Source organism: Solwaraspora sp. WMMA2059 (assembly GCF_027497315.1).
GTDB lineage: Bacteria > Actinomycetota > Actinomycetes > Mycobacteriales > Micromonosporaceae > Micromonospora_E.
In genome coordinates this window covers 1,053,494-1,066,903 of the sequence record NZ_CP114908.1, presented here as the reverse complement: position 1 = coordinate 1,066,903, position 13,410 = coordinate 1,053,494, and the positions used below count along the sequence as shown (strand labels likewise).

Here is a 13,410-nt window from a genome sequence, read left to right as displayed (position 1 = left end):
GAGGTTCCCAACCGGTACGGTGGTCGATCGTGGAGGTCGGTGGTCGGTCTAGCTGCCGGCGCCGACCGGGGCGTCCCAGTCGATCCGGTGCCCGTACAGCCAGCTCATGTGTTCCAGGTCCTTCTCCGCGGCCTTCTGGTTGAACGCGATCGGCAGGAACAGGTCCCGGAAGACCCGCCCGACGCGTCCGTTGACCGCGATGGACCGGCTCGCCTCCCGACCGAACTCGACGACCTTCTCCACCCGGGGCCGGCGGATCTGCTCGTAGCGCGCGAGCGCGTCGGCGGTGTTCGGCACGTCGCGCAGGCAGCGGCCGAGTTCGACCGCGTCCTCGATTGCCATCGACACGCCCTGTCCGCCGGACGGCGACACCGCGTGGCAGGCGTCGCCGATGATCACCATCCGCTCGTTGCGCCAGGTCGGCACGGTCGGCAGGTCGTAGATCGGCCGGGGTGGGGTGATCTCCTCGGTGGCGTTGATGATGTCGATCGCGGCGCTGTCGTCGGCGGCGAACATGTCGAGCAGCTGGGCACGCCACTGCTGCGGGGCGAGCGCCGACAGCGTCTCCTTGGTGGGCTCCTCCGGCCAGGTCGGCGCGGCGTACCACCAGATGTCGCCGTTGGTGTGGTGGATGTAGCAGAAGAAGCTGCGCTTGCCGAGGTACATGAACTCGGTGCCCGGTTCGCCGGGGACGTCGACACCTCGGGCGTACCCGCTGGTGGTGACCATGCCGCCGAACCGCAGCGGCACGTCGCCGCCGTTGATCAGGCGGCGGACCACCGAGTGCGCGCCGTCCGCGCCGATCAGCAGGTCGCCCCGGGCCTCACTGCCGTCGGAGAAGTACGCGACGACACCGTCGGCGGTGACCTTGGCGTCGGTCAGTCGCCTGCCGAACTCGATCTGGATGCCGCGCCCGATCGCCTCGCCGCGCAGCGCGTTGTACAGATCGGACCGGGTGATGGCCCGGGCCACGGTGCCGTCCGGCAGCGGGTTGCCGTTGGGCACCTCGGCCAGTACCCGGCCGCTTCCCAGGTGGTAGCGGTACATGGGGATGTCGAACCCGGCGGCGAGGTGGTCGACTCCAAGTTGCAGCAGAGCGTGGTACCCGTTGACGGCGAGCACAAGGTTCGCCCCGATGCCGTCGGCGGTCCGGTCGTACGCCTCGTACACGACCGGTTTGATGCCGGCCTTCGCCAGCGCGATCGCGCTGATCGGTCCTGCCACACCGCCGCCGATGATCAGTGCAGTGGTCATCACGGTCTCCGTCCTGCGGTTCTCGGTGGACAGCCAGGACGCTGTCCGTGCAGCGGCTCAGTAAGACGAGAAGGCTGCGTCGCCAGTGTGTCGACCACCCGGCGACGGCACAGCCCCTAGCCGCCCCGGTCACCGGTGCGACCCGTAAGGGGTTGACGGTAGGGGTGTGCGGCGACGTAGACAGATGTCGCCTTGATGGTGCTGTCCACGACAGCGCCGGCGGATTCGGCGACGGTGATGCTCGCGCAAGCCCGACGACAGAGGTGTGGGATGGACTACGTAAGGCTCGGCCGGACCGCGTTGTCGGTGAGCCCGTTGTGCCTCGGCACACTCAACTTCGGTGTCCGCACCAGTGTCGACGAGGCGTACGACCTCATGGACGCGGCGCTGAGTCAGGGAATCAACTTCTTCGACACCGCGAACCACTACGGCTGGCAGGTACACCGGGGACTGACCGAGGAGATCATCGGCGACTGGTTCGCCAAGGGCGGCGGGCGGCGCGAGAAGGTGGTGCTCGGCAGCAAGGTGTGCAACTCGATGAGCGACTGGCCCAACGACCGCGGCCTGTCGATGCGCCACATCATCGCCGCCTGCGACGACTCGCTACGGCGGCTGAGGACCGACTGGATCGACGTGTACCAGATGCACCACGCCGATCCGCACGCCTCCTGGGAAGAGGTGTGGCAGGCGATGGAGCTGCTCGTCCAGCAGGGCAAGGTCCGCTACGTCGGCTCGTCGAACTTCACCGGATGGAGCCTGGCCGCCGGGCAGGAACGTGCCCGGGCCCGGAACAACCTCGGCCTGGTGTCCGAGCAGTGCCTGTACAACCTGGTGAATCGGCAACCCGAGCTGGAGATCGTGCCGGCCGCCCAGGCGTACCAGATCGGGGTGCTGGCCTGTTCCCCGCTGCACGGCGGGCTGCTCGGCGGCGGGCTGCGCAAGCTCGCCGACGGCACCGCGGTCAAGACGGCACAGGGCCGGGCGATGGTCGCGATCGAAACACGGCGGGCGGACATCGCCGCGTACGAAAGTATCTGTGCACGAGCCGGATTCGACCCGGCGGAGCTGGCCCAGGCGTGGTTGCTGCACCGACCCGGAGTCACCGCGGTGGTCACCGGGCCACGCACGATGGCCCATCTGGACGCGGCCATCCACGCGCTGAAACTCGAACTCGACGACAACCTGCTCGCCGAGCTGGACCGGATCTTCCCGCCGATGGTCAGCCAGATCCCCCAGGCGTGGTGACCACTGTGACCAGACACCAGATCGACCCCCGGAAGGTCAGCGAGAGCGATCTCGCCCGCCACCTGCTCGCCGCCCGTGGCATCCAGTGGATGCGCGGCAACCGCGGCGACCCGTACGCGTTGATCCTGCGCGCCCAGGGAATCGACCCGCGCCGACTGTTCCCGGCGTTGCGCGGCGCCCCGGCGCTACGCCAGAGCGAGACAGACGTCTGGGTCACCGTGGACCACGCCGCCGGCGCGGCGGTCCTGGCCGACCCGCGGCTGAAGCTACGCGACCGGTCGGCCGACCGGCGCCGCAAGCGGATCTTCTCGATCGACTCGCGCACCAGCCTCAAGCATGTGCTCTCGGTCGACGACGGCGTCTGCAGCCCGGAACGCGCCGACCAGGACCGGCTGGCCGCCCTCACCGCCGCAGCGATCGGGCCGCAGGCCATGCAGCGGCGACGTGACGACGTGACCCGGGTGTTCCGTGACGCGGTCAAGCGGTCCGGCGACCGGTTCGACCTGATGCGCGACTTCGCCCGGGTGGCGGTCGCCGACGTCCTCAGTGACCTGCTCGGCGTGCCCGAGGCGCAGCGGGACCGGTTCGCCGCCACGCTACCCGGTGCCGGGTTCGCGTTGGACGCCGCGCTGTGTCCACCGACGATGGGCATGACCCGCACGCTGGTCGAGTCGTTCGACGAGCTGCGGGACCTGATCGTCGCGCTGGTGGAGGCCCGCAGCACCGCCGGGTCCGGCGGCGGTGTCCCGGACGGTACGGCCGACGGCGACGTGATCGGTACGGTGCTGACCGCCGGCGGTACGCCCGACGACGCGGTGGCCGCCGGACTGATCACCGCCGTCGTGGGTGCGGAGATCACCGCGAACCTCATCGGCGCGGCGGCGTGCGCCCTGCTCGACGATCCGGGGCAGTGGCGGATGCTGTGTGACGACCACGACCGGGCCGTCGCCGCCGTCGAGGAGACGCTGCGCCACGACCCGCCGGTACGGATCGAGAGCCGGATCGCGGCCGAGGCCGTCGAGATCGCCGGGCAGTCCGTGCCGGCTGGTGACCAGGTCGTCGTCCTGGTCGATGGCGCCAACCGCGACCCCGACGTGTTCACCGAACCCGACCGGTTCGCCATCGACCGGCCGCCGGCGTCGTCGGGCCATCTGTCCCTTTCGGCGGGCACCAGCAGCGCGCTCGTCGCCGCACCCGCACGGCTACTCGCCGAGGTGGCGTTGCGCACCCTCGCCACCCACGCTGCCGGGCTCCGCCCGGCGGGCGAGGTCGTGCGTCGTATGAGGTCTCCGGTCGTGCGCGGCATCGCGCGCTGCCCGGTTGAGGTCTGACCAGACAAGCAAAGGTGGGTGGAACGCCCTATGTCCACGTTGGTGTGGGACTACCTGGCGGAGTACGAGGACGAGCGCGAGGACATCCTCGACGCGGTCGACCAGGTGTTCCGATCGGGCAAACTCGTCCTCGGCAAGAGCGTGCTCGGTTTCGAATCGGAGTTCGCCGCCTATCACGGCGCGGCGCACTGTGTCGGGGTCGACAACGGCACCAATGCCCTCAAGCTCGGGTTGCAGGCGCTCGGCGTCGGTCACGGCGACGAGGTGATCACGGTGTCCAACACGGCCGCCCCGACGGTGGTGGCGATCGACGGCACCGGGGCCACCCCGGTCTTCGTCGACGTCCGTCGCGAGGACTACCTGATGAACGTCGATCAGGTGGCCGCCGCCATCACGCCGCGGACCAAGTGTCTGCTGCCGGTCCACCTGTACGGCCAGTGTGTCGACATGGCGCCGCTGGAGGCTCTGGCGGCCCGGCACGGGTTGACGATCCTGGAGGACTGCGCGCAGTCGCACGGTGCCCGGCACCATGGCCGGCTCGCCGGCAGCATGGGCAACGCGGCGGCCTTCTCCTTCTACCCGACGAAGGTGCTCGGCGCGTACGGCGACGGTGGTGCCACGATCACCTCCGACGACGAGGTGATGGGCAACCTGCGGCGGCTGCGCTACTACGGCATGCGGGAGCGCTACTACGTCGTGCAGGTCCCCGGCCACAACAGTCGCCTCGACGAGGTGCAGGCCGAGATCCTGCGGCGCAAGCTGGGCCGTCTCGACGACTACATCGCCCGGCGGCGGGCGGTCGCCCGCCGGTACGCCGAAGGGCTCGCCGACACCGATCTGGTGCTGCCGTCGTTGGCGCAGGGCAACGACCACGTCTACTACGTGTACGTGGTCCGGCATCCCCGGCGCGACCAGATCATCGAGGCGCTCAAGGCGTACGACATCCACCTCAACATCAGCTACCCGTGGCCGGTGCACACGATGACCGGCTTCGCCCACCTCGGCTACCAGACCGGCTCGTTGCCGGTCACCGAGGAACTGGCACACCAGATCTTCTCACTACCGATGTACGCCTCACTGTCCCTGGACATCCAGGACAAGGTGATCGACGCGCTGCGCGAGGTCCTGCGCACGCTCTGATCCGCGGCCTGGTTCCCCGGTTGGAGGAGCAGCCCATGACCGTCCCCCGAACGTATCCTGTCGACCTGCGCGGTCGGGACAACCCCGCGACACCCGCGCAGATCGCCGAGTCGGTGCTTTCCAGAGTCAGCCCGTTCGGCCAGCTGGAAGGCTTCTTCAGCTGGTTCTCGGCGCTGCGGGAGCACTCCTACACCGACGTCGAACGGATACCCCTGGACGAGATGCAGGGCTGGATCACCGATCCGGACAGCGGTGACATCGGCCACCGCAGTGGCAAGTTCTACACCATCCGCGGGCTGGACATCCAGGTCCCGGACGGGCCCGTGCCACAGTGGAGCCAGCCGATCATCCACCAGCCGGAGGTCGGCATTCTCGGCATCCTGGTCAAGAAGTTCGGGGGGGTGCTGCACTGCCTGATGCAGGCGAAGGTGGAGCCGGGAAACTGCAACGGGCTGCAGCTCTCCCCCACTGTCCAGGCGACCCGGAGCAACTACACCGGCGTCCACCAGGGCCGGTCCGTGCCCTACCTGGACTACTTCCGCGAACCGGCACGGCACCACATCCTGGCTGACGTACGGCAGTCCGAGCAGGGCTCCTGGTTCTACCACAAGCGCAACCGCAACATGGTCATCGAGGTGACCGAGGACGTCGAGCTGCTTCCCGGGTTCTGCTGGCTGACCCTGGGGCAGGTCCACGAACTGCTCGCCGTCGACGACGTCATCAACATGGACGCCCGCACGGTGCTGGCCTGTCTGCCGTTCTCCGGCAGCGGCCTGCTGACCGCCTTCCCGGACACGGCCGACAACTTCCGCGCGTCGCTGGTCCGCTCGTGCAGTGTCGAACACGGCAGCCGGCACACCACCAGCGAGATCCTCAACTGGCTGACCGATGTCCGGACCAGGGCCGAGGTGTGGACCACCGACGTACCACTGCGCGGGCTGCCGGGCTGGTCCCGCCAGGATGGCCTGATCAGCCACGAGAGCCGACGCTTCTTCGAGGTCATCGGAGTGCACGTCCGCGCCAGGGGGCGGGAGGTGGACCAGTGGAGCCAGCCGATGATCAGGCCGTGTGAGGAGGGGATCGCCGCGTTCCTGGTCGCCCGCATCGACGGGGTGCTGCACGCCCTGGTCAGGGCGATGGTCCAGCCCGGCTACAAGGACGTGGCCGAGTTGGCGCCAACGGTGCAGTGCGCCCCCGGCAACTACCGGGACCTCCCGGTGGCCGCCCGGCCACGGTTCCTCGACGTCGTGCTCGACGCCCACCCGGACCAGGTGCGCTACGACGTCACGCTCTCCGAGGAGGGCGGCCGGTTCTACCACGCCCGCAACCGCTACCTGGTGGTGGAGGTGCCGGCCGACCCGCAGTTCGACGAACCCAACTTCCGGTGGATGCCACTGCACCAGCTCGTCGACCTGCTACAACACAGCCACTACGTCAACGTCGAGGCACGCAGTCTGATCGCTTGTCTGCACAGCCTGTCCGGCGGATGAGCCGGGTTCCCCCAACCACGATCACGGAGAGCTGTGCGGTATGTCACCTTGTCGGGTCTGCAGCCATCCCATCCGGGAATTCTTCGATTTCGAGCGGCAGCCGCTGTCGTCGGCCTTTCCCCGACCGGGCGAGCTCGACCAGGAGTACTTCTTCCGCCTCGCGGTCGGCATGTGCGAATCGTGCACACTGGTGCAGCTCATCGACGCGGTACCGCCGGAGCGCGCCCATCACCAGGGCTACCCGTACCATTCGGCGGCATCGTCGGTGATGTGCAAGCACTTCGAGCAGACCGCCCGCCGGTTCCTGGAGACCGAGCTGACCGGCGCGGACCCGTTCGTCGTGGAGATCGGCGCAAACGACGGGGTGATGCTGCGGACCTGTGGGGACGCCGGCGTACGGCATCTCGCGGTCGAGCCGTCGGGAGCGGCCGGCGTACGGGCACACCGGGCGTTCTTCGACGTGGACTCCGCGACACGGATCCGCGACACCGACGGAACCGCCGACGTGGTGTACGCGGCCAACACCATCTGCGGGGTCACCGACCTGCGACCGGTCTTCGAAGGGTTGGGCCTGCTGCTCGCCCCGGACGGGGTCTTCGTCTTCGAGGACCCGTACCTCGGGGAGATCATCGATCGGACCAGCTTCGACCAGATCTACGACGAACACGTCTTCTTCTTCACTGTCCGGGCGGTCGGCGCGCTCGCCACCCGGTACGGGTTCGAGCTGGTCGACATCGAGCGGCTGCCGGTGCACGGCGGACAGATCCGGTACACAATCGCCCGACCGGGCCGACGTGCGCCGTCGCCGGCTGTCGCCGACGCGCTGCGCACGGAGCAGGCCCGCGGCCTGGCCGAGTTGGCCACCCTGGAGCGGTTCGCGGCCCGCGTGCAACGTATCCGCGACGACCTGGTCGCGCTGCTGCACGAGTTGCGCGCCGGCGGGGCGCGGATCGTCGGGTACGGAGCCACCGCCAAGAGCTCCACGATGGCGAACTACTGCGGGATCGGGCCGGATCTGATCCCGTTCGTCTGTGACACGACCCCGGCCAAGCAGGGCAGGTTGACACCCGGCTCGCACATCCCGGTCCGTCCGGTGGAGGCCTTCGCCGACCCGTACCCGGACTTCGCGCTGCTGTTCGCCTGGAACCACGCCGAGGAGATCATGGCGAAGGAGAGGGCCTTCCGCGAGGCCGGCGGCCAGTGGATTCTGTACGTGCCACAGGTGCACATCGTCTAGCGCCCACCGCGTCGAACGCCGGGCCCGACCTGACCTGGTCGGGCCCGGCACCGTGCACCCCACCGGGCTGGTCGGGCCCGGCACCGTGCGCCGCACCGGTTGTCGCACCCGGCGGACAAGGGGGGCGTCGCCCGCCGGCGTCGGGGGAAACGCCGGCGGGCGACGCCGTGGGGGGTAAAGCCGTCAGGCAAAACGCTTACGGTAGATCCGGGTGGCCAGGGGCGCCGCCACGCAGAGGATGGCCACCCACCAGAGGACCGCCTGCCAGCCGGTGTCCCCGACCGGGCGGCCCAGCAGCAGCTGGCGTACGGTGTCCACGACCAACGTCACCGGCTGGTGTTCGACGAAGGCGCGCAGCCCGTCCGGCAGCGTCTCGGCCTGTACGAACGCCGTGCTGGCGTACGGGCTGAACATCAGGATGAGGCCGAGTCCGCTGGCACCGTCGACGCTCTTGGCGACCAGTCCCAGCACCGCCGACACCCACGCCAACGAGAAGGCGAACAGCAGCAGCATGGCCGCCGCCAGCAGCCACTCGATGACCGACGCGGACGGCCGGAAGCCGACCAGCAGGCCGAGACCGACCATGACCACCAGGGCGATCATGCCCCGGATGACAGCGGCCACGATGTGCCCGGTCAGGACCGCTGAGTCCAGCATCGCGATCGCCCGGAACCGGTCGACCACGCCTTCCTGCATGTCGGACTGTACGGCCAACGTCGTGGAGACGGAGATCATCGTCACGGCGATGACGAGGATGCCCGGCACCAGGTAGTTGATGTAGGTGGTGGCGCCGACGTCGATGGCTCCGCCGAACATGAAGCGGAACATCAACAGCATCACCGCCGGCAACATGATCGCGGTGAAGATCTGGTCCGGGCTGCGCGTCAGGTGGTGCACGTGCCGTCCGATCAGGACGCGGGTGTCGCTGACCGCCCAGTACAGCTTGGATCGCTTCTCCGGCAGGACCACGCCTTCGGTGGCCGGTACGGTCGTCACTGCATCGCTCCTGCGTGGTCGGTGGTGGTGGCGTCCTCGCGGTGGGTGAGCGCGAAGAACACGTCGTCGAGGGTCGGCTTGGTCAGCGACAACGAGTCGATCTCCAAACCGTGCTGCTCCAGCAGGTCGAGTAACCGCTTGACGTGCGCGGCACCGTCGATGAAGATGCTGATGCTCCGGGTCACCTCGTCGCGCTGGATGCCCTCGCCGTCGATCAGTTCCACGGCCCGGGCGTAGTCGTCGATGCTCGCCAGGACGAGTTCCACCCGTTCCTTGCCGACTCCCTGCTTGAGCTCGGCCGCGGTGCCCTCGGCGATGATCCGCCCGTCGTCGATGACCGCGATCCGGTCCGCCAACTGGTCGGCCTCCTCGAGGTACTGCGTGGTGAGGAGAATGGTGATGCCGCCGGCGAGCAGTTGCTTGATCGCCTCCCACATCGTCGCCCGGCTGCGCGGGTCGAGGCCGGTGGTGGGCTCGTCGAGGAACAGCACCGACGGCGGGACGATCAGACTCGCCGCCAGGTCGAGCCGCCGCTTCATCCCGCCGGAGTAGGTCTTCACCCGGTTGTCCGCGGCGTCGACCAGGTCGAACTGCTCCAGCAACTGCTGGGCGCGGAGCGTCGCGTTGGCCGTGCTCAGCCGGTGCAGGCGGCCCATCATGATCAGGTTTTCCCGCCCGGTGTGCATCCAGTCCAGTGACACGAACTGGCTGACCAGGCCGATGGAGCTGCGTACGCCGTTGCGCTGCTTGACCACGTCGTAGCCGTTGACGAGGACCTCACCGCTGGTGGGCCGGCTGAGCGTGCTCAGCACCTTGACGACGGTGGTCTTGCCTGCCCCGTTCGGGCCGAGCAGCGCGAGCATGGTGCCCCGCCGCACGTCGAGGTCGACCCCCTTGAGCACCTCGACCTTCTGGTACTTCTTCCGGAGATCACGTATCCGGATTCCTGACTCGCTCATCGAACTCCTTCTGTTGCTGCTTGGTCAGGCACGGCTGGCAGGAATGGTTGAACGCCCGGCAGGACGCGACGGACGCGCACCACCGGCGGGTCGATCGACGCTGACAGCGCCTACACTAACAGTATGGGGGTCAAACTGATGCGTTTATGGTATACATGGTTCCGACAGGACGTCAACGAGCGGGCGGTGGGCATGGCATCTGGGCAGAACAGAGGCGGCGCGGCCGCCCCCTCCTTCGAGTTTCTCTGGCGCGACACGCGGGCCCCCCGGTCCGGCCCCGGCCCCAAGCCGGCGCTGAGTGTCGACAAGATCGTGCTGACCGCGATCGAGATCGCCGACGAGGAAGGGCTCGACGCGGTCTCGATGCAGCAGGTCGCCAAGCGGCTGGACTTCACCGCGATGTCGCTGTACCGCTACGTACCCAGCAAGTCCCACCTGGTCGACGCGATGACCGACGTCGCCTCCGGTGATCCGCCGGACCTCGACGCGGTGGCGGGCGGTTGGCAGGCGAAGGTCGAGACCTGGGTCAAGGCCATCTGGGGCCGGTACCAGCATCATCCGTGGATGCTGCAGGTCCGGGTCAGCTACCCGATCGGGCCCAACCAGCTGGCCTGGTTCGAGAGCCTGCTCGGCGCGATCGCCGACAGCGGACTCGGCTACGACGAGATGGTCTCGGTCAGTCTGTTCCTCAGCGGCGCCACCCAGGGTATGGCCCGGATCTCCCTCGACATGGCCCCGGCCGGCGCCGAGCCCACCGGCGGTGGGCTCGGCTACGAACAAGCCCTGGCGACGGTCGTCGACGCCGAGCGGTTCCCGACCCTCGCCCGCCTGCTCGCCGCCGGGACGTTCGCCACCCCGGCCGCACCCACCGGCCCGGACAGCGACGTCATTCCCAACCTCGAGTTCGGTCTCCGACAACTCCTGGAAGGCATCCACGTCTACGTGACCCGACGCACGCAGCTAGGGGCAGATAGGGGTTAACCAGAATCGCATTTCACGGTTAGGCTCGGTCCGTAATACCCGATACGGGGTGAGCGCACCCAACAATGAGGGTTATTCAGGCCGACGTCGAACAGGCACCTGAACCGACGCGTCACGCACGAACAACCCTCGACATGCTGCGGAGCAGTTCATGCGCGTACTGTTCACGGTGTTCGCCGCCAAACCACACTTTTACAATCTGGTCCCGTTGGCCTGGTCGCTGCAAGCGGCCGGGCACGAGGTTCGGATCGCGAGTCAACCGGACCTCGCGGAGATCATCGCCGCGACCGGCCTCACCGCGGTCCCGGTCGGCAGCGAACTCGACATGGTCACAGCCTTCCAGGGCGGTACGGACGACGGCTCCGGCGGCGCACCGTGGCAGCGCCTGACCGGGCTCAGCGAGCTCGACCCGGTCAAGCTCACCTGGAACTACGTCCTCGGCGTGTTCACCGTCGGCTGCTCCATGGAGTACGAGTACCTGGCCGGCCAGGCCGTGACGGACGACCTGGTCGAGTTCGCCCGTGGCTGGCAGCCCGACCTGGTTGTCTGGGACGCGCTGACCTTCGCCGGGGCGATCGCCGCCCGCGTCAGCGGGGCCGCCCACGCCCGCATCCTCTTCGGGCAGGACTACGTGTTCCGGATGTACGCCGACTACCGCGCGATGCTCGACCGGCAGCCACCGGAGTGCCGGGACGACCCGGTCTCCGACTGGCTGGCCGGACGCCTGGCCCGCTACGGCTGCTCCTACGAGCAGCACCAGGACCTGGAGCTGATGACCGGCCAGTGGACGATCGACCCCACCCCGGCCTGGATGCGGCTCCCCCTCGACCTGCCGTACCTGCCCATGCGCTACGTGCCGTTCAACGGTCCGACCAGCGTGCCCGGGTGGGTGCTCGCTCCCCCGGCACGCCCCCGCGTCTGCCTGTCACTCGGGGTGTCCGGCAGGGAACTGTTCGGTGGCGACCAGCTGTCCCGCGGCGACCTCACCACCGTGTCCGACCTGCTGGACGCGCTCGCTGACTTCGACGTCGAGGTGGTGGCGACGCTCAACGCCGAACAACTCGCCTCGGTGGACCGGCTACCGGACAACGTCCGGGTGGTGGACTTCGTCCCGCTCAACGAGTTGCTGCCCAGCTGCTCGGCGGTGATCCACCACGGCGGGTTCGGCACCACCGGCAACGTGCTGGCGCACGGCGTACCCGGGATCGTGATCCCGGCGCCCTGGTGGGACGCCGCCCGGCTGGCCCAGCACCTGCAGGGGCGCGGCGCCGGATTCCTGCTGGACCACGACGAACTGTCCCGGGCCGCGCTGCGCGACCGGCTCGCCCGCCTGCTCACCGATCCGCAGATCGCCGACCACGCCGCCCAGGTCCGCGCCGAGCTTCTGGACACGCCGAGCCCGCACGAGCTGGTCCCGCAGCTGGAGCGGCTGGCGGCGCGGCACCGCGCCGCCGATCCCCAGCCAGTCGGAAGCAGGTGAACCGCAATGCGTGTCCTGGTCACCGTCATCGCCGTCAAGACCCACCTGTACAACGTGGTTCCCATGGCGTGGGCACTGCAGGCCGCCGGGCACGAGGTGCGGGTGGCCAGCCAACCGGACCTGGTCGAGGCGATCACCAACGCCGGGCTGACCGCGGTGGCGGTCGGTGACCCGCTCGGCATGGGCCGGTCGGAGCACGGCCCCCGCGGGCAGACGTTCCGGGCACACGGCGGTGGCATGCTCGTCGCCGCGGGCGAGGAGCCGACCTGGGAGCACGCCCTCGGCGCGCTCACTGTCGCGTGCGCGGTCGAGTACGAGTTCTTCGCCGGTCAGACGGTGCTGGACGACCTGGTGGAGTTCGCCCGTGGCTGGCAGCCCGACCTGGTGGTGTGGGACGCGTTGACCTTCTCCGGGGCGGTCGCCGCCCGCGCCTGCGGCGCCGCGCACGCCCGCATGCTGTTCGGCATCGACTACATCACCCAGATGTACGGACACTTCGTGGCGCTGCGCGACGAGCAGCCCGCCGACCGGCGCGACGACCCGGTGGCCGACTGGCTCACCGGCCGACTCGGCCGCTACGGCTGCGAATTCGACCCGTCGGACGCGCTGGAGCTGATGACCGGGCAGGTCACGATCGACCCCACCCCGGCGTGGATGCAGCTACCGCTCGGCCTGCCGGTCCTGCCGGTACGGTTCGTACCGTTCAACGGTGCGGCCAGCGTTCCGCAGTGGATCTACGATCCGCCACGCCGGCCACGGGTCTGCCTGTCCCTGGGCATGTCGGGACGGGACCTGTTCGGCGGTGACCTGGTCTCCGTGGCCGACCTGCTCACCGCACTGGCCGAACTCGACATCGAACTCGTCGCCACCCTCAATGCCGACCAACTCGCCGCCGTCACCACCCTGCCCGACAACGTCCGCGCCGTCGACTTCGTCCCCCTCAACGAACTCGCCCCCACCTGCACCGCCATCATCCACCACGGCGGCTTCGGCACCCTCGGCAACGTCCTCGTCCACGGCATCCCCAGCCTCACCGTCCCCGCCCCCTGGTGGGACGAGAAAGACCTCGGCACCCACCTGCACAACCGCCACGCCGGCATCCACCTCGACCCACACACCCTCACCCCCGACACCGTCAAGACCGCCCTGCACCAACTCCTCACCGACCCCACCTACCAACACCACGCCACCAACGTCCAACACGACGTACTCACCACCCCCACCCCCAACGACGTCACCACCCAACTCGAACAACTCGCGGCCGGTCCGCGGGCCTAGTCCGTCCGGGAGATTCCGC

At 69.0% G+C, this 13,410-nt stretch carries 11 protein-coding genes; 8 read left to right on the top strand and 3 right to left on the bottom strand.

What is annotated here, in order from left to right:
• Window positions 1–48 precede the first annotated feature (48 nt).
• Window positions 49–1,254 carry an NAD(P)/FAD-dependent oxidoreductase gene (locus O7553_RS04930; protein ID WP_281553680.1) on the bottom strand — a complete coding sequence of 402 codons (1,206 nt, stop codon included), beginning with the start codon at window positions 1,252–1,254 and terminating at the stop codon, window positions 49–51.
• Window positions 1,255–1,524: 270 nt separating this feature from the next.
• Between O7553_RS04930 and O7553_RS04925 the strand changes: the two genes are divergently transcribed.
• The 5 genes from O7553_RS04925 to O7553_RS04905 are packed head-to-tail and all read left to right on the top strand — an operon-like array spanning window position 1,525 to window position 7,697.
• The gene (locus O7553_RS04925) at window positions 1,525–2,499 is read left to right on the top strand and encodes an aldo/keto reductase (protein WP_281553679.1); all 975 of its coding nucleotides are present in this window, start codon (window positions 1,525–1,527) and stop codon (window positions 2,497–2,499) included.
• Window positions 2,500–2,504: 5 nt separating this feature from the next.
• Window positions 2,505–3,830 carry a P450-derived glycosyltransferase activator gene (locus tag O7553_RS04920; protein ID WP_281553678.1) on the top strand — a complete coding sequence of 442 codons (1,326 nt, stop codon included), beginning with the start codon at window positions 2,505–2,507 and terminating at the stop codon, window positions 3,828–3,830.
• 30 nt (window positions 3,831–3,860) lie between these two features.
• Window positions 3,861–4,970, top strand: coding sequence for a DegT/DnrJ/EryC1/StrS family aminotransferase (locus O7553_RS04915; RefSeq protein WP_281553677.1), 1,110 nt, complete (start codon window positions 3,861–3,863; stop codon window positions 4,968–4,970).
• 35 nt (window positions 4,971–5,005) lie between these two features.
• On the top strand, window positions 5,006–6,460 hold the full coding sequence (locus O7553_RS04910) for an NDP-hexose 2,3-dehydratase family protein (protein ID WP_281553676.1): 1,455 nt from the start codon (window positions 5,006–5,008) through the stop codon (window positions 6,458–6,460).
• A gap of 40 nt (window positions 6,461–6,500) precedes the next feature.
• Window positions 6,501–7,697, top strand: a complete 1,197-nt coding sequence (locus O7553_RS04905) for a class I SAM-dependent methyltransferase (RefSeq protein ID WP_281553675.1) — start codon at window positions 6,501–6,503, stop codon at window positions 7,695–7,697.
• A 183-nt stretch (window positions 7,698–7,880) separates the two neighbouring features.
• On the opposite strand, the gene O7553_RS04900 is transcribed toward O7553_RS04905, so the two are convergent.
• Entirely contained in the window at window positions 7,881–8,693 is an 813-nt protein-coding gene (locus O7553_RS04900; protein ID WP_281553674.1) for an ABC transporter permease, read from the bottom strand.
• Window positions 8,690–9,652 carry an ATP-binding cassette domain-containing protein gene (locus O7553_RS04895; protein ID WP_281553673.1) on the bottom strand — a complete coding sequence of 321 codons (963 nt, stop codon included), beginning with the start codon at window positions 9,650–9,652 and terminating at the stop codon, window positions 8,690–8,692. The genes O7553_RS04900 and O7553_RS04895 overlap by 4 nt, the downstream gene beginning before the upstream one ends.
• A 192-nt stretch (window positions 9,653–9,844) precedes the next feature.
• Between O7553_RS04895 and O7553_RS04890 the strand changes: the two genes are divergently transcribed.
• The 3 genes from O7553_RS04890 to O7553_RS04880 all read left to right on the top strand — a co-directional run bounded on the left by O7553_RS04890 (window position 9,845) and on the right by O7553_RS04880 (window position 13,391).
• Window positions 9,845–10,633 (top strand): TetR/AcrR family transcriptional regulator, encoded by a 789-nt coding sequence (locus tag O7553_RS04890; protein WP_281553672.1) that lies wholly within the window; start codon window positions 9,845–9,847, stop codon window positions 10,631–10,633.
• A 151-nt stretch (window positions 10,634–10,784) separates the two neighbouring features.
• Window positions 10,785–12,113, top strand: coding sequence for an activator-dependent family glycosyltransferase (locus tag O7553_RS04885; RefSeq protein WP_281553671.1), 1,329 nt, complete (start codon window positions 10,785–10,787; stop codon window positions 12,111–12,113).
• A 6-nt stretch (window positions 12,114–12,119) separates the two neighbouring features.
• Entirely contained in the window at window positions 12,120–13,391 is a 1,272-nt protein-coding gene (locus O7553_RS04880; protein ID WP_281553670.1) for an activator-dependent family glycosyltransferase, read from the top strand.
• The last annotated feature ends 19 nt before the right edge of the window (window positions 13,392–13,410 follow it).